We start from the raw sequence: 21,952 nt of genomic DNA on the forward strand, positions 1-21,952 counted from the left end.
CGAACGCGATCAGTTGAAGGAACCGATGCGCTTCAGGTCGCCGAAGTTCATCCAGATGAAGAACGCGCGGCCGACGATGTTGTTGTCCGGCACGAAACCCCAGTAGCGGCTGTCCGCGCTGTTGTCGCGGTTGTCGCCCATCATGAAGTAGTGGCCCGGCGGCACCTTGCAGATCACGCCGCGGCTGTTGTACGTGCAGTTGTCGCGATACGGATAATCGTAGGCGCCCATCACGAACGGCGGCACGGCGGGATTGTTGAGGATCGCATTCTTCTTCGTGCCGATCGTCTCCTCGAACTGCTTCGCATAGTTCTGGCGCTCGTCGTCGAAGAAATCCGGCAGCGGCGTTTCGGGCACCGGCTGGCCGTTGATCGTCAGTTGCTTGTCCTGGTAAGCGACCGTGTCGCCCGGCAGGCCGATCACGCGCTTGATGTAATCGACCGACTCGTCCTTCGGATAACGGAACACGACGACGTCGCCGCGCGACAGCGGGCTGCCCTGCGTGATCTTCGTGTTCGTGATCGGCATGCGCAGGCCGTATTCGAACTTGTTGACGAGGATGAAGTCGCCGACCAGCAGCGTCGGCACCATCGAGCCCGACGGGATCTTGAACGGCTCGACGACGAACGAACGCACGACGAACACGGCCAGGATCACCGGGAAGAAGCTTGCGGTGTACTCGAGCCACCACGGCTGGCGCAGTTTTTCGTCACGCAGCTTCGAACGCGTCTGCCCCGCGTTTTCGTCCGCAAAACGCTTGTCGATACGCGACTGCTGGCGATCGAACTCCTCGATCGCCGCGTCGGCCGCCTTGCGTCGCCGCGGCAGGAAAACCAGTTTGTCCAACACCCACGCTACGCCCGTCACGACGACGAGCACAAAAAGAATCAGCGCAAAATTCATAAAAGGATCAGTCCTGTTATTTGTCTTCGACGCGCAAGATCGCGAGGAACGCCTCCTGCGGGATCTCGACCGAACCCACCTGCTTCATGCGTTTCTTACCTTCTTTCTGCTTCTCGAGCAGTTTCTTCTTTCGCGTGATGTCGCCGCCGTAGCACTTCGCGAGCACGTTCTTGCGAAGTGCCTTGATGTTCTCGCGCGCGACGATGTGCGCACCGATCGCCGCCTGGATCGCCACGTCGTACATCTGGCGCGGAATGATCTCGCGCATCTTCGCGGCCACTTCCCGGCCGCGATACTGCGACTGCGAGCGGTGCACGATGATCGACAGCGCATCGACCTTGTCGCCGTTGATCAGCATGTCGACCTTCACGACGTCCGACGAACGGTATTCCTTGAACTCGTAGTCCATCGATGCATAGCCGCGCGACACCGACTTCAGGCGGTCGAAGAAGTCGAGCACGATTTCGGCCATCGGGATTTCGTACGTCAACTGCACCTGGCGGCCGTGATACTGCATGTTGATCTGCGAGCCGCGCTTCTGCTCGCACAGCGTGATCACGGAACCGACGTAGTCCTGCGGCATGTACAGGTTCACCGTGACGATCGGCTCGCGGACTTCCGCGATGCGGCCGGGCTCCGGCATCTTCGCCGGGTTCTCGACCATGATCGTCGAGCCGTCGCTCTGCACGACCTCGTAGACGACCGTCGGTGCGGTCGTGATGAGGTCCATGTCGAACTCGCGCTCGAGCCGCTCCTGCACGATTTCCATGTGCAGCAACCCGAGGAAGCCGCAGCGGAAACCGAAACCGAGTGCCTGCGAGACTTCCGGCTCGTACTGCAGCGACGCATCGTTGAGCTTCAGTTTCTCGAGCGATTCGCGCAGCGCGTCGTACTGGTTCGCCTCGACCGGATAGAGGCCCGCGAACACCTGCGGCTTCACTTCCTTGAAGCCCGGCAGCGGCTCGGCGGCGGCCTTGGTCGCGTGCGTGACGGTATCGCCGACCTTCGCGGCGGTCAGTTCCTTGATGCCGGCGATGATGAAGCCGACCTGCCCGGCCGACAGCGATTCGAGATTGCGCGACTTCGGCGTGAACACGCCGACGTGCTCGACCGGATACTGCGCGCCGGTCGCCATCATCTTGATCTTGTCCTTCGGACGCAGCGTGCCGTTGACGATGCGCACGAGCATCACGACGCCGACGTAGTTGTCGAACCACGAGTCGATGATCAGCGCCTGCAGCGGCGCGGCCGGATCGCCCTTCGGCGGCGGCACTTTCGCGATCAGCGCTTCGAGCACGTCCTCGACGCCGAGCCCCGTCTTCGCGCTGCAGCGCGTCGCGTCGGTCGCGTCGATGCCGATCACGTCCTCGATCTCCTCGATCGCGTTCTCGGGGTTCGCGGCCGGCAGGTCGATCTTGTTCAGCACCGGCACGACCTCGACGCCGAGCTCGATCGCCGTGTAGCAGTTCGCGACCGTCTGCGCCTCGACGCCCTGGCTCGCGTCGACCACGAGCAGCGCACCTTCGCACGCGGACAGCGAACGGCTGACTTCGTACGAGAAGTCGACGTGCCCCGGCGTATCGATCAGGTTGAGGTTGTAAACCTTGCCGTCGCGGGCGCGATAGGACAATGCCGCCGTCTGCGCCTTGATCGTGATGCCGCGTTCGCGCTCGATATCCATCGAGTCGAGCACCTGCGCTTCCATTTCACGGTCGGCGAGGCCGCCGCATACCTGGATGATGCGATCCGCGAGCGTCGACTTGCCATGGTCGATGTGCGCGATGATCGAGAAATTGCGAATATGATCCATTCAGTGCCGATCAAGCGAAAAAGGCGCGCTCGACGACTGCGGAGCACGCCTTGTAAGTCGGTGAAAAAACGGCTTATTTTAGCCGAAAAGGCCTTTGCCGGGCGGTAATTTGGGACGCCTGGTCGCGGACGCCCCGTCAGGACGGCCTGCCGGAGGCCTTGGCGGGCGGACTCGCACCGGCACCCCGCGCAGGGCGCGGCCGGCGACGGGGCCAGGTTCAGCGCCGCGTCGTCAGCGCGCCGCGCACCCTCGCCTCGTCGAACCGGTGGCGGCACACTTCCGTGCCGTCCAGCAACAGCACCGGCACGTCCTCGTCGTAACGGGCGACGAGTGCCGGATCGGCATCGATGTCGACGTAGCCGACGGCAACGCCGAATTCGGCCGCCACCGGCGCCAGCGCATCACGCATGTCGTCGCACAGGTGGCACCAGCCGCGGCCGTAGAGCGTGAACATCGGCGCGTTACTTCTGGATCGGGCGCGGGCGCACCGGCACGAACTGCGTATTGTCGCCGCGCCGCACGAGCACCGCGACCGCCTTCTGCGGATCGAGCTGCGCGGTCACGTCGGCGAACTGCTTCGCGCTCGTGATGTCGGTGTCGCCGACGCGCAGCACGATGTCGCCGCGCTGCAGGCCCGCCCGGGCCGCCGGGCCGTCGACGCCGTCGATCTGCACGCCGTTCTTCAGCTTCAGCGACTTCAGCTGGTCAGCCGAAAGGTCGCTGACCGTCAAGCCGAGTGAATTGGCCGGGCGCGGCTTCTGCGGCACATTCTTGCGCTGCTCGGCCTTCGCCGTCGTCTCCGCCGGCGTCTCGGCGATCGTGATCGGCACATCACGCGCCTGACCCTTGCGCCACACGCTGACGGTCGCCTTGGTGCCCGGCTTCGTGTCGCCGACCATGCGCGGCAGATCCGACGCCGTATCGACCGACCGGCTGTTGAACTTCAGGATGATGTCACCCGGCTGGATGCCCGCCTTGTCGGCCGGACCGCCCGGCTCGACGCTGCTGACGAGCGCGCCCTCCGCCTTCGGCAGCCCGATCGAATCGGCCACCTCCTTCGTCACTTCGCCGATCGCCACCGCAATGCGGCCGCGCGTGACCTTGCCGGTCGCCTTCAGCTGGTCTGCCACGCGCATCGCCTCGTCGATCGGGATCGCGAACGAAATGCCCATGAAACCGCCGGTGCGGCTGTAGATCTGCGAGTTGATGCCGATCACCTCGCCCTGCATGTTGATCAGCGGGCCGCCCGAGTTGCCGGGGTTCACCGCGACGTCGGTCTGGATGAACGGCAGGTAATCGCCCGTGTTGCGGCTCTTCGAACTCACGATGCCGGCCGTCACGGTGTTGTCGAGGCCGAACGGCGAGCCGATCGCGACGACCCACTCGCCGACGCGCACCTTGTTCGAATCGCCGATCGCGACGACCGGCAAGTTCGACGCCTGGATCTTGACGACCGCGACGTCCGTACGGTCGTCGACGCCGACCAGTTTCGCCTTGAATTCGCGCTTGTCGGTCAGCGTCACGTAGATGGTGTCCGCGTCGTCGACGACGTGCGCGTTGGTCATCACGTAGCCATCCGCCGACACGATGAAGCCCGAACCGACGCCGCGGTTCTGCTCGGTGTCGGGCGGATTGTCCGGCGCCGGCGCGTTCTTCGGGCTGCCATTGCCGTTGCCGCCACCGTTGCCGGGCGCCTGCGGCAGCGGAATGCCGAAGAAGCGCCGGAAGAATTCCGACATGTCGCCGTTGTCAAAGCCCGGCGGGAGCACGCCGCGCGGCCCGGGCGTCGGCACGTTCGCGGTGGTCCGGATGTTCACGACAGCCGGCCCGACCTTCTCGACCAGATCGGCGAAGTCGGGAAGGCTGGCTGCTGGAGGCGTGACAGCGGCCGCGGTTTGCGGGGCGAGCGGCAGGCAGGCAAACAGCACCGCCGCCGCGAGCACTTTGCGCAGCGTGAGTTTCGTCATGTCGGAAGCCGTAGCGTTACTTGGTAGGGTAGCCCCCTCTCCTTGCGGAGAGAGGGCCCCCTAGGAACCGTACGTGCGAGTTTCCCCGCATACGGCTCGAGCCTACAAACAAAGTCCTAGCTATTGCTGGACCGGCTTAGTTACAGCAATTCTACCAACGTGCACCTGCTGGTGGCAGTGTGGGTGCAGCAGCACTCTGTTGGAGAGCGCGTCGGTTCCGCCATGCATCCGATACTCCAGATGGTGGTCGTGCCAACCCGTTTCGTCCGTCAGAGCACATCCGCAATGCGCACACAGCCCGCACTGCGTCATGTACAGCGTGACCCACTGTCGCCGGTAGCGCATCGAATCTGCCATGCGCTCCTGTCGTAGTTGTTCGCTGTACTGCTCCCAACTCGGATCAAAGGGATTGAAGTCCCCCTTCACCTTCTTGTGCCGCTTGATGACCGTGCCGCTGATCTGGTACAGCTCAAGTAGCCCAACACTGCCGTCTTCCCGTACAGTCCGGGAGGCAAACACCCACCGCCGGTTGTCAACCGAGTGGAAGTACTTCCTTCGCACCCAGTCGGCACCTTTCTGCGGGTGCCGCCTCTTCGACCACCGCCAGAGTCTCTGGAATATCAGATGCTCCAAACGGCTGTACGCCTGCTTAGCTACTACGGGGCAGTGGTATTGCGCCCACCCGCGTAGCATCGGGTTTAGCAGTCGGATCAACTCCTCCTGCTTTACCGTCTTATTGCCGCTGATCGCTTCCGCCACCTTGCGGTAGAACGTCTGCACGTTCTTCTTGCTAGGTTTGATGAGCAGCTTTCCCGAGTACTTCCGGAAATTCCACCCAAGGAAATCGAAGCCTTCGTCAATCTGGACAATCCGCGTCTTTTCCTCGGAAAGTTGCAGTCCTCGTTGTGCAAGGAATCCTTCTACCCAAGGTCTGACCTTGTCCTCCAGCACTTCTTTCGATGCGCCGGTTATAACAAAGTCGTCCGCGTATCGCACCACATTTACTTTCAGCTTTTGGGCCGTCCGCACCCCTAATGTCGCATTCAGATGCAGCATCAAGTCACGTTCCAGCCCGTTCAGCGTCACATTAGCCAGCGTCGGGGAAATGATGCCTCCCTGCGGCGTACCAGCCTCAGTCGCCTGTAGCCGACCTTCGTGGATCAGGCCAGCCTTCAACCACTTCCGCAAGATCTCCTTGTCCATTGGGACGTGGGTCATCAGCCAGTCGTGATTGATGTAGTCGAAGCAGCCTTTGATGTCTGCCTCCAGAATCCATTGGGCCGAGGCCTTTTTGGACAAAGAGACAAATATCTGCGACATGGCGTCAGCCGTTGAGCGATTAATCCGAAACCCATATGAGTTCGGGTCGCTCGTCGATTCCGACACCGGCTCCAACGCCAGCAAGTACAGGGCTTGCATCGCCCTATCCCGCATGGTCGGTATGCCCAGAGGGCGTAACTTTCCATTGGCCTTGGGGATAAAGACTCTCCTTAATGGCAGAGGCTTGTATCCGCGCCGCTTCAACTTGCCGATGGCTTCCCATCGGCTCTCAGGCGAGTCCCATACCTCACGATCGACCCCAGCCGTTCGTGCACCTTGGTTTTGCGTAACACGTCGTACCGCATACAGCTTTGCGGACAACGTGCGAGTCAGCATCCTTTGCAGGGTTTTCACCTTGCGCCAGTTGCCTTCCCGCGTCGCCTTCGCAATTCGAATCTGCATCCCTCTCACGTTCCGTTCCACGCGACGCCAATCGACGTCGTGCCAGTGGTTCAGCGCGTGGGAAAGCGCAGATCCGCCCTCACGGGTAGATACTTTCATGCTGCTCTCCTGCTCCGAGAAGTGAATCCCTTTGCGGAGAGCAACACGTCCCCTTGCGGGAGCGTTTTGCTCCCACAAGGGATGAAAAAGAAACACTGATGACTAAGAAGCCACCAGCAATCACACCTCAGCCTGAGGGTTAGTCAGCCGTCTTGCGACGGTAGACCAGACGGAAGTCTGCCCGCTTTCGCGTGGGATGATGTTTCAATCCCTATCCGAGCCATTACAGCCCGACATTCGCTTTTTCCGTCCTCCCATACCCGCACAATCAACAGCGTCCCTTGCGGTTCGCCTGCCAGCCGACTGCGCTGGCGACCATACGGGCTTACCGCGTTCCCGGCATGTCACACGACTGAATTAGGCCCTGCCTCTCCCCCGGCGGTCCGATGACGACGTAACCCGATACTCCAGCGGGTTATCCGACCGCACACCATTTTGGTTGATGCCTAACAGCAGCTTTGGCATCGCAATACTGACGAGGTTTGTCAGCAGTTCACTTACGTTGGCCATCTCAGTCAACCTAGCTCCTTGACCCCTTTGCTGCTTGGAGTCTCCAAGTAGCGGCCTCGCGACCGATACCTGCCCGATACTTCTAGGGGCTACATTGTCAGAGAAGCTTCACACCCCACCGTTACCAGTGACGCATGTCCTCCTAGGTTACTGCTGGTCGTACAGCAGGTTCACTACCTCCCATTGCTGCCAGGAGGCCGAACAATGACACGCCGAACTCTCGCTCGACTGTAAACACAACCCCGCATCCGGAAGCTACGGGGAAAATTGCAAACACCAATCCGCCTTGTCAGCGGAGTTGACGCCGCTAACTAGGCGGAACCCGATGGTAATCGGGCTAATGCAATACGATAGACGGCCAACTGCGACCGCTTTTCGTCTATAGAGGGTTCCAACGTACGGCTGTCAGTTCCCCCTCTCAAAAATAGTGACCAAAGGTCACTCTGTGGTCGGCTTAACGCCGACAGTCGATGCGACTCGCGTCGCACGAAGCCTTGTATTCTATGGCAGACGCGAACTGCTGCAAGGTGGCCGGCGGCACTTCGCCGAGCACGGTGATCCAGTAGTCGCCGCGACGCTTCACGAGCACGTGGGTCGCGCCGGTGCTGCCCGCCCCTTCCTTGCGCGTGTTCTTTTCGGCCGGCTCGATGAAGACGGAGATCGTCGCGAGGCCGTCGGTGAAGACGGCCTGATCGACCGGAATCGGCGGATCGCCGGCGTCGCGCGCGGCCATCGGCCGGCGCACCTCGCGAATTTTCCGGAAGCCGGCGATGGTCGGTGCGATCTGCCAGCCCTGCGCTTCCATGTCGACCGTCGCGACCGGCGGGCGAACGACCGTCCAGCCGCTCAGGTTGCGCATGCCGGCCGCGATCGCGGATTTGTCGCCGACCGTGCCGCCCGTCTGCACTTGCGAAAACGCGACCTGCTCGAGCACGTGATCGCTCGCATCGAGCGTCTGCGAACGCAGCAGCAGCCCGGTGCGGGTGTCGGCCCACAGCTTGTACGTGAACCGGTACGCATCCTTCGGCACGAGTTCGACCACTTGCGCGTCGACCCCGGCCACCCGGTCCTTGCCGAGCAGCTTCGCGTCATAAACGGACATCACGTGCTCGCCGCCCGCGCCGAGCAGTGCAGGGAACGAATCGCGCGTCTGGCGGCGCTCGACCACGCACAACTTGCGCTCGGGGACGAACGTGTACAACTCGTCGTTGTGCCGCAGAACCTTGCGCGGCTTGCCGTCGAGCGACTCGATCCGCTCGAACTCGCCGTCGCGGGACGCCACGTGCGCGATGCGCGACGACTGGACATACCCGCCGCGCTGGTAGACGAACGTACCCTCGTAGCTCTGCTGCTGCGCCGCCTGCTGGATGCGATCGAGCCAATCCGCCGCACCCTTGCGGGTCGCGACGGGATCGTCCGGTTGCTGGGCGCTGGCTGGGAGGGATTGAACGGACAACAGGGCGGCTGCGCAAAGCAGGAGGGCCGGCAGCCGCTTCCATCCGGAGATGGCGTGATTCAACTGCAATGTCCGCATCGGGTTTATTGGCCTGGCGTGGTGGTCACGGCAGCGCGGATCAGCGGCATCGAGCCCGTGACGACGGGCTGCTGCGCGAATTGCTGATGCGCTTCAAGGTATTGGTCGAGACTTGCGTCGCGGATGATGTTGACGTCCTGCAGGCCCGGCTGCGCCGATGCCTGCGCAACCGTCACGCGCTGCAGGTTGCCGTTCTGCGGTGCGCCTGTCGACGCGACCTGGACGGCGCCCGGCGCACCGGCCGTCTGCATCTGCGGGACGACGATCCACGTCAGCGTGGCGGCCGCGGCGGCCACCGCGAACGCGGGCACGACACGCCGGCGCAGCGACAGCAGCTTGCGCGCGACCGGCGCGGCGGCCGGCGCGAGCAGGTGCGGCTCGCTTTCCAGCGCAGCCGACATGCGCGCGGTGAACGCGACGCTCAGCGCGGGCGACAGCGCGAGCTCGTCCGAGCGCAGCGCATCGCCGATCAGGTGGTAATGGGCCCACGCAGCGCGATCCGCGCGGTCGAGCTCAGCCAGAAACTGCCCGTGATCCGGGCCGTCGAACAGTTCACCGTCGACCAGAGCGGAAAGGCGCTCGCCGCGCGAGCACGCTTGCGACTGCGTATTGACCGACCCCATGATGCTCCCCATCTTGCACACACCCCGTCGTGACTTCACGACTCTATCCGTAACTAGACCCCGACCCGCGTCGTTGCGCCCGTCGCGCTTACCAGCGCTTGCCTTCGGGCGTATCGAGCAGCGGACGCAATTTCGCAGCGATTGCCTCGCGCGCCCGGAAGATCCGCGACCGGACCGTCCCGATCGGACAATCCATCATTTCCGCGATCTCTTCGTAGCTCAGGCCCTCGATCTCGCGCAGCGTGATCGCCTGGCGCAGTTCCTCGGGCAGGACGGCCATTGCAGCGTTGACCGTCTCGGCAATCTGCTTGCTCATCAACATCGACTCAGGCGTGTTGATATCCCTTAGTTGGTCTGCGTCGGAGAAAGTTTCCGCTTCCTCGGCATCGGCCTCGGTGGAGGTCGGCGCCCGGCGGCCCTGCGTCGCAAGGTAGTTCTTCGCCGTATTGACGGCAATCCGGTACAACCACGTGTAGAACGCCGACTCGCCGCGAAATTGCGGCAGCGCACGATACGCCTTGATGAACGCGTCCTGGGCCACATCCTCGACCTCGGCGGGATCCCGCACGAGGCGCGAGATCAGCCGAATGATCTTGCGGTGGTATTTGGAGACCAGGAGTTCGAACGCCGCCTTGTCGCCTTTCTGTACGCGCTCGACCAGAGCCTGATCGATTTCTTTTTCACTCACCTGACAAATCCGTTAACTAGGGATGCAACGCGGAGCGTTATTGTAGCGTTCCGGCGCCGGCCGCTGGTTACGGTCGGTAACTGCGCCACCGTCACGCCCGCCCCGCCGTGCCCGCGGTACGCGCCAGCACGGACAGCGCGCTGAACGACGCGGCGTCGAGCGCATCGGCCGGGATCAGCAGCGGCCGGGCACGCCGTGCGCCCTGCCCGACCGACAGCACGAGCAGCAGGCTGCTCCAGTGCGCATGGCCGGTCACGCGGCCCCGGGCCAGCAAGCGCCCGGTGCGGCCAAACGCCGCAACCTCCCCGAATGCATCGATCCGCAACTCGGCCGGCAGCCGACGGGCACAGGCCCGTGCGGCACACATGGCAAGCAGCGCTGCCGTCGCCGCGGACACGCACGCGCCGGCTGCGGCACCGGCCCGCGGCGCCCAGAACAGGTACGCGGACACGGCAGCCGCCGCGACGAACACGGCCAGCACGACATACGACACGGCCGAGGCCCGCAACGCAAAGCGCTGCGGACGCCCGGCCGGAGCATCGAATGGACTCGTCAAGCGATTCAGCGTCAGACGCGCTTGAACACCAGCGTGCCGTTGGTACCGCCGAAGCCGAAGTTGTTCTTCACGGCAACGTCGATCTTCATGTCACGCGCGGTGTTCGCGCAGTAATCGAGATCGCACTCGGGGTCCTGGTTGAAGATGTTGATGGTCGGCGGCGACACGTTGTTGTGCAGCGCCAGCACCGTGAACACCGACTCGAGGCCGCCCGCGCCACCCAGCAGGTGGCCCGTCATCGACTTCGTCGAGTTCACGACGAGCTTGTACGCGTGCTCGCCGAATGCCGCCTTCACCGCGTCGGACTCGTTCTTGTCGCCGAGCTGCGTCGATGTGCCGTGCGCGTTCAGGTACTGGACCTCGTCCGCGTTCACGCCAGCGTCGCGCAGCGCCGCAACCATGCAGCGGCGCGGACCGTCCATGTTCGGCGCGGTCATGTGGTACGCATCGCCCGTCATGCCGAAGCCGGAGACTTCCGCATAGATCTTCGCGCCGCGCGCCTTCGCCGCCTCGTACTCCTCGAGCACCATCACGCCCGCGCCCTCGCCCAGCACGAAACCGTCGCGATCCTTGTCCCACGGACGGGACGCCGTGGCCGGATCGCCGTTGCGGGTCGACAGCGCACGCGCGGCCGCGAAGCCGCCGATGCCGAGCGGCGACACCGTCGATTCGGCGCCGCCCGCGACCATCACGTCGGCGTCGCCGGCCTGGATCAGGCGTGCCGCGAGGCCGATGCTGTGCAGACCGGTCGTGCAGGCCGTCACGGCCGCGAGGTTCGGGCCCTTCAGGCCGAACATGATGCTCAGGTGACCCGAGATCATGTTGATGATCGAACCCGGCACGAAGAACGGCGAGATCCGGCGCGCGCCGCGATCGACGTAGGTCTGGTGCGTGTCTTCGATCATCGGCAGGCCGCCGATGCCGGAGCCGACCAGCACGCCGATGCGTTCCGCATTGGCTTCGTTCACTTCGAGGCCGCTGTCCCGGATTGCCTGGACGCCGGCTGCGATGCCGTAATGGATGAACGTATCCATGTTGCGGGCTTCCTTCGCCGGAATGTATTCCTCGGCGCTGAAACCCTTCACCTCGCCGGCGAAATGGCAGGCGAGGTTCGACGGATCGAACTTCGTGACGGTGGCGATGCCGGACTTGCCGGCGACGAGATTGGCCCAGCCGTCGGCAACATTATTGCCAACGGGCGAAATCAGCCCCAGGCCTGTAACGACAACACGACGGCGGCTCACGGTAACCTCTTTTCCATTGGATGACAAAAACAAAAGCCACAGTGGCCACAGGAACCAGCCCTGCGAGCCCTGTGGCTGTTAGTCCGTCCGGCGCGGTTGCCGGCAGGATGGCGCGTCAAACGCGAAGATCGCGGCGACGTGGCAGATAAGCGCGAAAGGCGCTTACGCCTTGACGTTTGCGCGAGCGTAGTCGATCGCTTGCTGAACGGTCGTGATCTTCTCTGCTTCTTCGTCCGGGATTTCCATGCCGAACTCGTCTTCGAGCGCCATCACCAGTTCGACCGTGTCGAGCGAGTCCGCGCCCAGATCGTTCACGAACGATGCTTCGTTCTTGATCTCGGCTTCTGCGACGCCCAGTTGCTCAGCGACGATCTTCTTGACACGTTGTTCGATGTTATCCATTACCCCTCCGAGGGAAAGTTCAGATTTACAAGTGCGCGCATTTTATCAGGTTTGCTGACGCCAAAACGCGCGTTGGCTTGATGGTCGATCAAGCGCCGATCCGCCTGAAAAACGGGATACGGCGCGGATGGTAAACGAAAATCGTTACGACATGTACATGCCGCCGTTCACGTGCAGCGTCGTGCCGGTGATGTAACCGGCCTGCGGCGATGCGAGGAACGCGACGGCATGGGCGATGTCTTCCGGGCTGCCGAGGCGGCCAAGTGGAATCTGGGTCTTGAGCGCGGCCTGCTGTTCTTCCGGCAGCGTCTTCGTCATGTCGGTGTCGATGAAGCCCGGCGCGACGCAGTTCACCGTGATGCCGCGGCTGCCGATCTCGCGCGCGAGCGCACGCGTCATGCCCGCGACGCCGGCCTTCGCGGCCGCGTAGTTGGCCTGGCCCGGGTTGCCGGCCGAGCCGACCACCGACGTGATGTTGATGATGCGGCCGCCGCGGGCCTTCATCATCGGACGCAGCACCGCACGCGACAGGCGGAACACCGACTTCAGGTTGGTGTCGATCACCGCGTCCCAGTCCTCGTCCTTCATCCGCATCGCGAGCTGGTCCTGCGTGATGCCGGCGTTGTTGACGAGCACGTGAAGCGCGCCGAATTCCTTCACGGTCGCGTCGATCAGCGCTTCGGCCGCCGCCGCGTCGTTGACGTTCAGCACCGCGCCGCGGCCCGTCACGCCCGCTTCCGCGAACCCTGCAGTAATCGCGGCGGCGCCCGATTCGCTCGTCGCCGTGCCGATCACCGTCGCGCCCTGGCGCGCGAGTTCGAGCGCGATCGCCCGGCCGATGCCGCGCGATGCGCCGGTCACGATCGCGACCTGTTTATCGAGAGTCTTTTCCATGAATCGAATATCCGTCTCTTGAGGAAAGGCGCCGCGTCAGGCGGTCGCCAGCTTCAGTGCTTCGTCGAGCGAAGCCGGATCGAACACCGATGCGCCGACCAGGCTGCCGTCGATGCGCTTCGTCAGCCCTGCCAGCACCTTGCCCGGACCGCACTCGATCACGTGCGTGACGCCCGTGCCCGCGATGTGCTGCACGCATTCGACCCAGCGCACCGGGCCCGCGGCCTGGCGCACCAGCGCGTCCTTGATCGCGGCCGGATCGCTGACCACCGCGACGTCGATGTTGTTGACGACCGGAATCTGGGGCGCCTTCACGTCGACGTTCGCGAGATAGTCGCGCAGCTGGTCCGACGCCGGCTTGAGCAGCGACGAATGGAACGGCGCCGACACCGGCAGCGGCAACGCGCGCTTCGCGCCCTTCGCCTTCGCGATCTCGCAGGCCTTCTCGACGGCCGCCTTCGCGCCCGCGATCACGACCTGCGCCGGCGCGTTGAAGTTCACGGCTTCGACGACGCCCGCTTGCGCGGCTTCGGCGCACACCGCGCGCACCGTGTCGTCATCGAGACCCAGGATCGCGGCCATGCCACCCTCGCCGACCGGCACGGCCGTCTGCATCGCCTGCGCGCGGAAGCGCACGAGCGGCACCGCGTCCTTGAACGCGATCGCACCCGCGGCGACGAGCGCCGTGTATTCGCCGAGGCTGTGGCCCGCGACGATCGACGGTGCCGGGCCGCCGGCCTGCTGCCATGCGCGATAGCACGCGTAGGCGGCCGTCAGCATCACGGGCTGCGTGTTGGTGGTCAGATTCAGTTCTTCGGCCGGACCTTCGGCGATCAGCTTGCCGAGATCCTGATTGAGTGCATCGGATGCTTCCTGGAGCGTCTCGCGCACGACGGCCAGATCGGCGAATGCGTTGAGCATGCCGACCGACTGCGAGCCCTGCCCCGGAAAAACGAATGCAAATTTCATATCGTCCCCAATTGAATCGATTCGGACGGCGCGCGCGAACGGCGCGCCGGTTCGGGATCCGCGCGCAGCAATTGCGCGCCGCGGATCAGTAGCGGAAGACGGATGCGCCCCACGTGAAGCCGCCGCCGACGCCTTCGATCAGCACGTGCTGACCGCGCTGGATGCGGCCGTCGCGCACTGCGGCGTCGAGTGCCAGCGGGATCGACGCAGCCGACGTGTTGCCGTGCTGGTCGACCGTCACCACCATGCGCTCCTGCGGCAGGCCGAGCTTGCGGCAGGTGCTGGTCATGATGCGGATGTTGGCCTGGTGCGGGATCAGCCAGTCGACCTGCTCGGGCGCGAGATTCGCCTTGGCGAGCGCCTCGATCGCGACCTTTTCGAGCACGTTGACCGCGAGCTTGAACACGGCCTGCCCGTCCATGTACAGGAACGCGCTGCCGTCGATCACGCCGCGATTGACGTTGCCCGGCGTGCAGAGGATGTTCGAATAGCTGCCGTCCGCGTGCAGCGCGCTGCCGAGCACGCCCGGCTCTTCCGATGCGGACAGGATCACCGCGCCCGCGCCGTCGCCGAACAGCACGCAGGTCGTACGGTCCTTGAAATCGAGAATGCGCGAGAACGTCTCCGCGCCGACGATGAGCGCCGTGCGGTGCTGGCCGCTGCGGATGAAGCTGTCGGCCGTCGCCATCGCATACGCGAAGCCCGAGCACACCGCCTGCACGTCGAATGCCGCGCCGCCGTTCTTGATACCGAGCTTGTTCTGCAGCAGGCACGCCGTGCTGGGGAACACGAAATCGGGGGTCGAAGTCGCGACGATGATCAGGTCGATCGACTGCGGATCGATGTCGGCCGCCTCGATCGCACGACGCGACGCTTCGAGCGCGAGATCGCTCGTCGTGACGTTCGGTGCGGCGAAGTGACGCGCATGGATGCCCGTGCGCGCAACGATCCACTCATCGCTCGTCTCGATGCCTTCCTTCGCGAGTCGATCGGCGAGCTGCTGGTTCGTGACGCGGTCGGGCGGCAGGTAGCTGCCCGTGCCGAGCACGCGGGAATAGAGAGTCGATTGGGCCATTTATGCTTTAGAGGATTGCGCAGCGGAAGGTTCGGCGTGATGGCCTGCGGCCGGGCTCGTCTGGCCCGCGCCGCCCGCGTCGTGTTCGCCGTCGCCGAGCGACACCGAATTGTCCGCCATCGCGCGCGCGAGGCGCTCCAGCACGCCGTTTTTGACGGCATCATACCCGCGTTTGATCGCCCACTCAAACGCGTAGGCATCGGCCGAACCGTGGCTTTTGATCACGAGGCTCTTCAGCCCCAGCAGCGCCGCACCGTTGTACTGGCGGTGATCGACGCGCTTCTTGAAACGCATCAGCACCGGCAGCGCAAGCAGCGCCATCAGCTTCGACATCAGCGAACGGCCGAACTCCTCGCGGATGATGTCGGACAGCATCTGCGCGAGCCCTTCGGACGTCTTGAGCGCGACGTTGCCGACGAAGCCGTCGCAGACGATCACGTCGACCGTGCCCTTGTAGATGTCGTTGCCTTCGACGTTGCCGCGGAAATTCAGCGTGCTGGCGCGCAGCAGTTCACCTGCGCGCTTGATCGTCTCGTTGCCCTTGATGACCTCTTCGCCGATGTTCAGCAGACCGATCGTCGGACGCTCCTTGCCTTCGAGCGCGGCGACGAGCGCGTGCCCCATCTCCGCGAACTGCAGCAGATGCTGCGGCTCGCAGTCGACGTTCGCGCCGAGGTCCAGCATCATCGTGTAGCCGGTCGGGTTCGGCAGCGCGAACGCGATCGCAGGCCGCTCGATGCCGGGCAGCGTCTTGAGCACATAACGGGAAACGGCCATCAGCGCGCCGGTGTTGCCGGCGGAGATACAGGCCTGGGCCGCGCCTTCCTTGACGTGGTTGAGCGCGACACGCATCGAAGAATCCTTCTTCTTGCGCAGCGCCACTTCGACAGGGTCGTCCATCGCCACGACTTCGGTGGCGGGCACGATGGTCAGCGCGGGATCGTCGAGGGCTTTCAGCTTTTTCAGCTGAGCGCGGATCGCGCTTTCGATGCCGACGAGCATCAGGTGCGCATCGGGATGCGCGCGGACGAACTTGACTGCCGCGGGAACGGTCACGGACGGGCCGTGGTCGCCTCCCATGCAATCGATTGTGAGCTTTACGGTCATGGAATGCGACGAATTTCAGGCACAAAAAAGCGGCAGTTGAATGCCGCCTTTTTGTTGAGCCAGGAAAGTGTCAAGCGAACCAGTTGTCACGCGAACGGCGATCGTAGCGCGCAACGCGTGACTTGACGCTTAGTCGTTCTTCGTCTTGACGACTTTCTTGCCGCGATAGTAGCCGTTCGGGCTGACGTGGTGACGCAGATGCACTTCACCCGTGCTCGGCTCGACTGCCAGCGGCGCTGCCGTCAGGAAATCGTGCGAACGATGCATGCCGCGCTTCGACGGCGACTTCTTGTTTTGCTGGACTGCCATGACTAACTCCTAAATAATTTTCCGGATTCTAACACAGCCCGATCCGGCGCTTAACTACCCTGGCCCAAAGCCCTTACGCCTTCCCGCGCCACAACTGCTTAGTGTTTCTTGCCGCCGTCCCCGTCCTTCTTCAGCGCTTCCAGCGCCGCGAACGGATTCGGCCGTTTGCCTTCGTCCCCGTCTTCGGCGGACTCGTCGTCCGCGTCTTCCGAAGGACCGCTCGCACCCGACACGAGGCTTTCGTGAACTGCCGGGCAAACCTCGTGCTTGGGCACGAGCGGCAACGAAAGCAGCAACTCCTCTTCGATCAAGTCGACGAGATCGAACTGGCGTGAGCCCACGATCACATCGGCTTCATCGTCGTCGAGCGGAAATTCTTCAGCTTCTTCTTCGGTCGCAACGACCCGGTACGTCATGTCGACGTCGAACGTCTGGTCGTACGGGGTCATGCAGCGCTGGCACGTGAGCCACGCATGGCCGTGCACCGCGAGGCGCAGATACGGCTGCTGCCCATCGGCGCCGTCGTCCTGCAACTCCTTCTGGGTGAACCCTTCGGCCTGCCACGTGAAGACCGTGTCGCGATCGGGCGCGTCCACCGGCACTTCGTTCAGCATGCGCGGCAGCTGCGACAGGCGCACGGCACCCGCTGCCTGCCGCCCGCTGCGGGCGAATTCGAACAGGTCGACCGCGTGCGGATCAAGCGACGCCGCAGGTTTGCCAGAAGAAGTGTTCATGTTGCGCTCCTGCCTACAGGCTGACTTGCGGGATCCGGCTTGCTGGCGCCGCACATTCGGCGCCGCGCACGTGCGCGATCTACGCCGCGTACGATTACGTACTTTACTTCCGAAGACCCGGCAGGCGCCACCACTGCGAAAGCCTGCCGACGAAAAGCGGGAAAGCATACCTGTTTTACCTTTTGCGGTCAATCACTTATGCTTGCGCCCTCGCAACACCGCGCCACACCTGACGACTCATCGCCCCAATCGACCATGCCGGATACCGTTTGCCGCCCGCCGCGGCTGATTCTCGCCTCCAGTTCCCGCTACCGCCGCACGCTCCTCGAGCGCCTCGGCGTGCCGTTCGACGTGATGTCGCCCGACCTCGACGAAACCCCGCTCGCAGGCGAAACGCCGGCCGCGACCGCGCTGCGCCTCGCCGGCGCGAAGGCGCGCGCGGTCGCCGCGACGATCGACGCGCCGGACGGCGTGCTCGTGATCGGGTCGGACCAGGTCGCGACGTTCGACGGCCACCAGATCGGCAAGCCCGGCACGCACGAGCGCGCGCTCGCGCAGCTCCTGTCGATGCAGGGCCGCGACGTCGAATTCCACAGTGCGCTCAGCCTGTACGACAGCCGCACGGGTGAAACCTGGAGCGAGGACGTCGTCACGCACGTGCGCTTCCGCTCGCTGCCCGAAGCCGAACTCGACGCATACTTGCGTGCGGAAACGCCGTACGACGTCGCCGGCAGCGCGAAATCCGAAGGCCTCGGCATCGCGCTGCTGGATGCCATCGACTCCAACGACCCGACAGCGCTCGTCGGCCTGCCGCTGATCGCGCTCACGCGGATGCTGCGCGCCGCGGGCTATCCGCTCTTTGCCACCCAGGGAGACCGCGCATGACGGCCGGCACGCTCTATCTCGTCCCGAACACCCTCGGTGAAGGCGACGCATCGATGCTCGCCGCCGTGCTGCCCGCGGCCGTGCAGGCGCGCGCCGGCACGCTCGGCTATTACATCGGCGAAAACGCGAAAACGACCCGCGCGTTCCTGAAGAAGATCGGCACGACGCGGCCGATCCAGGAAATCGAGATCCGGGAACTGAACGTCAATACGCCGGCCGGCGAGATCGACCGGCTGCTCGCACCGGTACTGGCGGGCGCGGACGCCGGGCTCGTATCCGAGGCCGGCTGCCCCGCCGTTGCCGATCCTGGCGCGCTGCTGGTCCGCCGGGCGCACGAGCGCGGCGTGAAGGTCGTGCCGCTCGTCGGGCCGAGTTCGATCCTGCTCGCGCTGATGGCATCCGGCCTGAACGGCCAGAGTTTCGCGTTCAACGGCTATCTGCCGGTCGATGCGGCCGCGCGCGCGAAACGCCTGCGCGAACTCGAGCAGTTGTCGCGCAAGGCGCGCCAGACGCAGATCTTCATCGAGACACCGTACCGGAACCACGCGATGCTCGACACGCTCGTCGCGACCTGCGCGCCGTCGACGCAGATCTGCGTCGCGGCCGATCTGACCCTCGAGACCGAGACGATCGCCAGCCGTACGGTGGCCGACTGGAAAAAGGCGCCTGCGCCGAATCTGCACAAGCGCCCCGCCATCTTCCTGCTGCTCGCGAACTGAGATCGGCGCCGGCAACAGCCTCGCGGCACGGGGCGCCCCGCCCCGCTCGCCGCGGCGCCGGCCGGCTGCCGCTCAGCGCAAGCTGAACGACGCGCCGCCGGTGGTCAGCGCCTTCATCGCGGCACCGCCGACCGCCGCGCCGAACTTGCGCGCAACGCGATTCGTCAGGCTTTCCTTCACCGTGTAGTCGACGAGATCCGGCGCCTTCAGCACGTCGCGCGCGACCGTGTCGGTCGTGCCGTAGCCGTCGGCGAGCCCGAGTTCGACGCTCTTCTCGCCGGTCCAGAACAGACCCGAGAACATATCGGGCGTTTCGTGCAGCCGCTTGCCGCGGCCATCCTTCACGGCCTTGATGAACTGCGCATGGACCTGGTCGAGCAGCGCCTGCGCATGGGCATCCATCTTCGGCGTCTCGGGCGAGAACGGGTCGTAGAAGCCCTTGTTTTCGCCCGACGTGTGCAGGCGGCGATCGACGCCCAGCTTGCCCATCAGGCCCGTGAAGCCGAACCCGTCCATCAGCACGCCGATCGAGCCGACGATACTCGCCTTGTCGACGAAGATCTTGTCGGCGGCGGACGCAATGTAATAGCCGCCCGATGCGCACATGTCGGTCACGACGACGTACAACGGCTTGTCCGGATACTTCGTGCGGAGCCGGCGGATCTCGTCGTAGACCATCCCTGCCTGCACCGGGCTGCCGCCCGGGCTGTTGATCCGCAGCACGACGCCGGCCGTGCCGCTGTCGTCGAAAGCGGCATCCAGCGCCGTATTGATGTCGTCGGCGTTCGCGTTGGTGCCCGCCGCGATCTCGCCGTCGATCGTCACGAGCGCCGTGTGGCGCCCGCTCGACGAGAACTTCGAGTCGCTCGAGAAATCGATCAGCGCGAACGCGAACAGCACGAATACGCCGAGGAACGCGAAGCGGAAGAAGATCTTCCAGCGCCGCGCCGCGCGCTGTTCCTTGACGGCCGCGAGCGCGATCCGCTCGAGCGCCGCACGCTCCCAGTTCGGTTCGCGGCTGTCGGGACGGGACGAGGAATCGGGGATGTTCGGTTGGTCGGCCATGCAGTAATGTCTTCAGTCGGTCGTGGCGGAAGGAGGCGGAGCGGCGGGCCCCAGGTCGGCATCCGGCACCCAGAATACCGCACGCCCGTCCGGCGTGTCGCGCTCGTCGACTTCGACCGGCCGCAGACGACCGCCGCGGCACGGGCCGCCGACACACTTGCCGGTATCCGGCGCGTAGATCGCGCCGTGCGTCGCGCACATCAGGTACAGGCCCGACGACTCGAAGAACTGCCCTTCGGCCCAGTCGAGCTCCATCGGCACGTGCGCGCAGCGGTTCAGGTAGCCGTACGCGCGACCTTCGTAACGCACGAAGAACACGACCGCCTGCTCGCCGCGCAGCGACGCGTCGACGCGCACGCCGGCGCCGCCGTCGGCCAGCGCGTCCGATGCACACACGCGCACGGCGTCCGGCGTCGTGCTCATGCGTGCTCCCGCAGCCACGCCGCCAGCGCGCCGACGTCCGGCGCGACGAAGCGCGGCGTCAATGCGGCCAGCGCATCGGCCGTGTGCGCGCCGTACGCGACGCCGATGCCGGCGGCCCCGGCACTGGCGGCCATCTGCAGGTCGTGCGTGGTGTCGCCGATCATCACGGTACGCGCAAGATCCTGCCCCAATTCGCGCGACAGCTCGTGCAGCATCGCCGGGTGCGGCTTCGAGAATGTTTCGTCCGCGCAGCGCGTCGCATCGAACAGGCTCGTCAGCTTCGACTGGTCGAGCACGCGGTTCAGCCCGACACGGCCCTTGCCGGTCGCGACCGCGAGCAGGTAACCCGTATCGCGCAATTCCGCGAGCAGTTCGCGCACGCCGGCGAACAGTTCGATGCGCTGGTCGTCCAGCAGGTAGTGATGGCGATAACGTTCGGCCAGCCGCGGATAGTCGGACGGATCGAGGGTCGGCGCAGTGATCTGGAGCGCATCGCGCAGGCCGAGGCCGATCACATAGCGGGACGCCTCGTCCGACGGCGTGGGCAGGCCGAGATCGCGGCACGCGGCCTGGATGCTGTGCGCGATGTGCGCAGTCGAATCCATCAGCGTGCCGTCCCAGTCGAAGACGATCAGGTCAAATTGCTGTCGGGCCATGCGAGTCAGGCGGTATCGCGCAGAGCGCGGAGTTGATCGAGGAAGCGCCGGCATTCGTCCGGCAGCGGCGCGTCGAACTGCAGCGCCTCGCCGGTCAGCGGATGCGCGAGCTTCAGCCGGTGCGCATGCAGGAACATCCGTTTGAGCGACGGCTGCGCGTTCGCGCGCGCCAGCGCCTTGTTCAGTGCGAAGTCGCCATACTTGGCGTCGCCGACGATCGGCAGGCCGAGATGCGCGAGGTGCACACGGATCTGATGGGTCCGACCCGTTTTGAGTTCCGCCTCGACCAGCGCGTAGTCCGGCCAGCGCTCGATCAGGTTGAACACCGTGTGCGACGGCAGGCCGTCGTCCTGCACGCGCACGCGCCGCTCCCCTTCCGGGGTCGAATACTTGAACAGCGGCGCCTTCACCGCACGGCGGCGGCCCCAGTCGGACTGCCACTCTCCGTGTCCGCACGCAAAATAACGCTTGTCCATGCGGTTCTCGCGGATCTGCTCGTGCAGGCCGACGAGCGCCGAGCGCTTCTTCGCGAGCATCAGGATCCCGGAGGTCTCGCGGTCGAGCCGATGCACGAGTTCGAGGAACTTCGCGCGCGGACGCGCCTGGCGCATCTGCTCGATCACGCCGAACGCGACGCCGCTGCCGCCGTGCACGGCGACGCCGGCCGGCTTGTTGATGACGAGCATCGCATCGTCTTCGTACAGCACCTCGAACTGCGCGGGCGGCACGATCGGCGTGTCGGCGCGCGCGAGGTCGGCCGCCGCCACCCGCACGGGCGGCACGCGGACGATGTCGCCGAACGCGAGGCGATACTGGGCGTCGACCCGACCCTTGTTCACGCGCACTTCGCCGCTGCGCAGGATCCGGTAAATATGGCTTTTGGGCACGCCTTTACAGACGCGCAACAGGAAGTTGTCGATCCGCTGACCGGCCGAGTTTTCGTCGATCTGGATCATCGATACCTGGCCGCTTGCGACTGAATTCTGGGATATTTTGCCTAACTCATTCATACTGAATATAATTTTGCCCAGCCGGACGTTGAGGGTGGCCTGACAGGC

General features: G+C 64.7%; 23 protein-coding genes. 2 read left to right on the forward strand and 21 right to left on the reverse strand.

Features of this window, described 5'->3' with window-relative positions; translation table 11 throughout:
• Window positions 1-9 precede the first annotated feature (9 nt).
• The 17 genes from lepB to WS49_RS01295 form a co-directional block, all read right to left on the reverse strand.
• On the reverse strand, window positions 10-903 hold the full coding sequence (lepB, locus tag WS49_RS01215) for a signal peptidase I (protein WP_059447970.1): 894 nt from the start codon (window positions 901-903) through the stop codon (window positions 10-12).
• A 16-nt stretch (window positions 904-919) separates the two neighbouring features.
• Window positions 920-2,713 (reverse strand): translation elongation factor 4, encoded by a 1,794-nt coding sequence (gene lepA / locus WS49_RS01220; RefSeq protein WP_021159691.1) that lies wholly within the window; start codon window positions 2,711-2,713, stop codon window positions 920-922.
• A gap of 217 nt (window positions 2,714-2,930) precedes the next feature.
• Window positions 2,931-3,167: a glutaredoxin family protein gene (locus WS49_RS01225; RefSeq protein WP_059523714.1), complete on the reverse strand. Its 237-nt coding sequence runs from the start codon at window positions 3,165-3,167 to the stop codon at window positions 2,931-2,933.
• Between the two features lie 7 nt (window positions 3,168-3,174).
• Entirely contained in the window at window positions 3,175-4,680 is a 1,506-nt protein-coding gene (locus tag WS49_RS01230; RefSeq protein ID WP_059523716.1) for a DegQ family serine endoprotease, read from the reverse strand.
• A gap of 120 nt (window positions 4,681-4,800) precedes the next feature.
• Window positions 4,801-6,501 (reverse strand): group II intron reverse transcriptase/maturase, encoded by a 1,701-nt coding sequence (ltrA, locus tag WS49_RS01235; protein WP_059523719.1) that lies wholly within the window; start codon window positions 6,499-6,501, stop codon window positions 4,801-4,803.
• 964 nt (window positions 6,502-7,465) lie between these two features.
• Window positions 7,466-8,545, reverse strand: coding sequence for a MucB/RseB C-terminal domain-containing protein (locus WS49_RS01240; protein WP_059523721.1), 1,080 nt, complete (start codon window positions 8,543-8,545; stop codon window positions 7,466-7,468).
• A gap of 5 nt (window positions 8,546-8,550) precedes the next feature.
• Complete coding sequence (locus tag WS49_RS01245) at window positions 8,551-9,168, reverse strand: sigma-E factor negative regulatory protein (RefSeq protein WP_059523722.1); 618 nt, start codon at window positions 9,166-9,168, stop codon at window positions 8,551-8,553.
• Window positions 9,169-9,256: 88 nt separating this feature from the next.
• On the reverse strand, window positions 9,257-9,856 hold the full coding sequence (gene rpoE / locus WS49_RS01250; protein WP_006752490.1) for an RNA polymerase sigma factor RpoE: 600 nt from the start codon (window positions 9,854-9,856) through the stop codon (window positions 9,257-9,259).
• A 91-nt stretch (window positions 9,857-9,947) separates the two neighbouring features.
• A complete protein-coding gene (locus WS49_RS01255; protein ID WP_059523725.1) occupies window positions 9,948-10,412 on the reverse strand; it encodes a protein YgfX in 465 nt (154 codons plus the stop codon).
• Window positions 10,413-10,423: 11 nt separating this feature from the next.
• Window positions 10,424-11,656, reverse strand: a complete 1,233-nt coding sequence (gene fabF, locus WS49_RS01260) for a beta-ketoacyl-ACP synthase II (protein WP_059523727.1) — start codon at window positions 11,654-11,656, stop codon at window positions 10,424-10,426.
• A gap of 162 nt (window positions 11,657-11,818) precedes the next feature.
• Window positions 11,819-12,058, reverse strand: coding sequence for an acyl carrier protein (gene acpP / locus WS49_RS01265; protein WP_004197638.1), 240 nt, complete (start codon window positions 12,056-12,058; stop codon window positions 11,819-11,821).
• A 144-nt stretch (window positions 12,059-12,202) separates the two neighbouring features.
• On the reverse strand, window positions 12,203-12,952 hold the full coding sequence (gene fabG / locus WS49_RS01270) for a 3-oxoacyl-ACP reductase FabG (RefSeq protein ID WP_059523729.1): 750 nt from the start codon (window positions 12,950-12,952) through the stop codon (window positions 12,203-12,205).
• Window positions 12,953-12,988: 36 nt separating this feature from the next.
• Entirely contained in the window at window positions 12,989-13,921 is a 933-nt protein-coding gene (gene fabD / locus WS49_RS01275; RefSeq protein ID WP_059523731.1) for an ACP S-malonyltransferase, read from the reverse strand.
• 85 nt (window positions 13,922-14,006) lie between these two features.
• Window positions 14,007-14,996, reverse strand: a complete 990-nt coding sequence (locus WS49_RS01280) for a beta-ketoacyl-ACP synthase III (RefSeq protein ID WP_059523733.1) — start codon at window positions 14,994-14,996, stop codon at window positions 14,007-14,009.
• Window positions 14,997-16,103 (reverse strand): phosphate acyltransferase PlsX, encoded by a 1,107-nt coding sequence (gene plsX, locus WS49_RS01285; protein ID WP_057928056.1) that lies wholly within the window; start codon window positions 16,101-16,103, stop codon window positions 14,997-14,999.
• A 129-nt stretch (window positions 16,104-16,232) separates the two neighbouring features.
• Window positions 16,233-16,412: a 50S ribosomal protein L32 gene (rpmF, locus tag WS49_RS01290; protein WP_006051932.1), complete on the reverse strand. Its 180-nt coding sequence runs from the start codon at window positions 16,410-16,412 to the stop codon at window positions 16,233-16,235.
• Window positions 16,413-16,510: 98 nt separating this feature from the next.
• Window positions 16,511-17,146: a YceD family protein gene (locus WS49_RS01295; RefSeq protein ID WP_059523735.1), complete on the reverse strand. Its 636-nt coding sequence runs from the start codon at window positions 17,144-17,146 to the stop codon at window positions 16,511-16,513.
• A 255-nt stretch (window positions 17,147-17,401) separates the two neighbouring features.
• On the opposite strand from WS49_RS01295, the gene WS49_RS01300 reads away from it, so the two are divergent.
• Together WS49_RS01300 and WS49_RS01305 are read left to right on the forward strand one after the other, a co-directional pair.
• Window positions 17,402-18,031 carry a Maf-like protein gene (locus WS49_RS01300; protein WP_059523737.1) on the forward strand — a complete coding sequence of 210 codons (630 nt, stop codon included), beginning with the start codon at window positions 17,402-17,404 and terminating at the stop codon, window positions 18,029-18,031.
• Window positions 18,028-18,750, forward strand: coding sequence for an SAM-dependent methyltransferase (locus WS49_RS01305; RefSeq protein WP_059523739.1), 723 nt, complete (start codon window positions 18,028-18,030; stop codon window positions 18,748-18,750). Before WS49_RS01300 ends, WS49_RS01305 begins: the two co-directional genes overlap by 4 nt.
• 72 nt (window positions 18,751-18,822) lie before the next feature.
• Here WS49_RS01305 and WS49_RS01310 read toward each other — a convergent pair whose 3' ends face one another.
• From WS49_RS01310 to WS49_RS01325, 4 genes are read right to left on the reverse strand one after another with little or no spacing between them, the layout of a single operon-like run.
• A complete protein-coding gene (locus WS49_RS01310) occupies window positions 18,823-19,815 on the reverse strand; it encodes a S49 family peptidase (protein WP_059523741.1) in 993 nt (330 codons plus the stop codon).
• Window positions 19,816-19,827: 12 nt separating this feature from the next.
• Window positions 19,828-20,238: a Rieske (2Fe-2S) protein gene (locus tag WS49_RS01315; protein ID WP_059523743.1), complete on the reverse strand. Its 411-nt coding sequence runs from the start codon at window positions 20,236-20,238 to the stop codon at window positions 19,828-19,830.
• Complete coding sequence (locus tag WS49_RS01320) at window positions 20,235-20,894, reverse strand: HAD-IA family hydrolase (protein ID WP_059523745.1); 660 nt, start codon at window positions 20,892-20,894, stop codon at window positions 20,235-20,237. The genes WS49_RS01315 and WS49_RS01320 overlap by 4 nt, the downstream gene beginning before the upstream one ends.
• Window positions 20,895-20,899: 5 nt before the next feature.
• Window positions 20,900-21,904: an RluA family pseudouridine synthase gene (locus WS49_RS01325; RefSeq protein ID WP_059523747.1), complete on the reverse strand. Its 1,005-nt coding sequence runs from the start codon at window positions 21,902-21,904 to the stop codon at window positions 20,900-20,902.
• Between the last annotated feature and the right edge of the window lie 48 nt (window positions 21,905-21,952).

It is taken from the genome of Burkholderia sp. RF7-non_BP4, from assembly GCF_001521935.1.
GTDB classification, from domain to species: Bacteria; Pseudomonadota; Gammaproteobacteria; order Burkholderiales; family Burkholderiaceae; genus Burkholderia; species Burkholderia diffusa.

What these genes read in the sequence shown, in the direction of transcription:
- lepB (WP_059447970.1), bottom strand. Translation starts at nt 903, where the DNA reads ATGAATTTTGCGCTGATTCTTTTTGTGCTCGTCGTCGTGACGGGCGTA.
- lepA (WP_021159691.1), bottom strand. Translation starts at nt 2,713, where the DNA reads ATGGATCATATTCGCAATTTCTCGATCATCGCGCACATCGACCATGGC.
- WS49_RS01225 (WP_059523714.1), bottom strand. Translation starts at nt 3,167, where the DNA reads ATGTTCACGCTCTACGGCCGCGGCTGGTGCCACCTGTGCGACGACATG.
- WS49_RS01230 (WP_059523716.1), bottom strand. Translation starts at nt 4,680, where the DNA reads ATGACGAAACTCACGCTGCGCAAAGTGCTCGCGGCGGCGGTGCTGTTT.
- ltrA (WP_059523719.1), bottom strand. Translation starts at nt 6,501, where the DNA reads ATGAAAGTATCTACCCGTGAGGGCGGATCTGCGCTTTCCCACGCGCTG.
- WS49_RS01240 (WP_059523721.1), bottom strand. Translation starts at nt 8,545, where the DNA reads ATGCGGACATTGCAGTTGAATCACGCCATCTCCGGATGGAAGCGGCTG.
- WS49_RS01245 (WP_059523722.1), bottom strand. Translation starts at nt 9,168, where the DNA reads ATGGGGTCGGTCAATACGCAGTCGCAAGCGTGCTCGCGCGGCGAGCGC.
- acpP (WP_004197638.1), bottom strand. Translation starts at nt 12,058, where the DNA reads ATGGATAACATCGAACAACGTGTCAAGAAGATCGTCGCTGAGCAACTG.
- fabG (WP_059523729.1), bottom strand. Translation starts at nt 12,952, where the DNA reads ATGGAAAAGACTCTCGATAAACAGGTCGCGATCGTGACCGGCGCATCG.
- fabD (WP_059523731.1), bottom strand. Translation starts at nt 13,921, where the DNA reads ATGAAATTTGCATTCGTTTTTCCGGGGCAGGGCTCGCAGTCGGTCGGC.
- WS49_RS01280 (WP_059523733.1), bottom strand. Translation starts at nt 14,996, where the DNA reads ATGGCCCAATCGACTCTCTATTCCCGCGTGCTCGGCACGGGCAGCTAC.
- plsX (WP_057928056.1), bottom strand. Translation starts at nt 16,103, where the DNA reads ATGACCGTAAAGCTCACAATCGATTGCATGGGAGGCGACCACGGCCCG.
- rpmF (WP_006051932.1), bottom strand. Translation starts at nt 16,412, where the DNA reads ATGGCAGTCCAGCAAAACAAGAAGTCGCCGTCGAAGCGCGGCATGCAT.
- WS49_RS01295 (WP_059523735.1), bottom strand. Translation starts at nt 17,146, where the DNA reads ATGAACACTTCTTCTGGCAAACCTGCGGCGTCGCTTGATCCGCACGCG.
- WS49_RS01300 (WP_059523737.1), top strand. Translation starts at nt 17,402, where the DNA reads ATGCCGGATACCGTTTGCCGCCCGCCGCGGCTGATTCTCGCCTCCAGT.
- WS49_RS01305 (WP_059523739.1), top strand. Translation starts at nt 18,028, where the DNA reads ATGACGGCCGGCACGCTCTATCTCGTCCCGAACACCCTCGGTGAAGGC.
- WS49_RS01310 (WP_059523741.1), bottom strand. Translation starts at nt 19,815, where the DNA reads ATGGCCGACCAACCGAACATCCCCGATTCCTCGTCCCGTCCCGACAGC.
- WS49_RS01315 (WP_059523743.1), bottom strand. Translation starts at nt 20,238, where the DNA reads ATGAGCACGACGCCGGACGCCGTGCGCGTGTGTGCATCGGACGCGCTG.
- WS49_RS01320 (WP_059523745.1), bottom strand. Translation starts at nt 20,894, where the DNA reads ATGGCCCGACAGCAATTTGACCTGATCGTCTTCGACTGGGACGGCACG.
- WS49_RS01325 (WP_059523747.1), bottom strand. Translation starts at nt 21,904, where the DNA reads ATGAATGAGTTAGGCAAAATATCCCAGAATTCAGTCGCAAGCGGCCAG.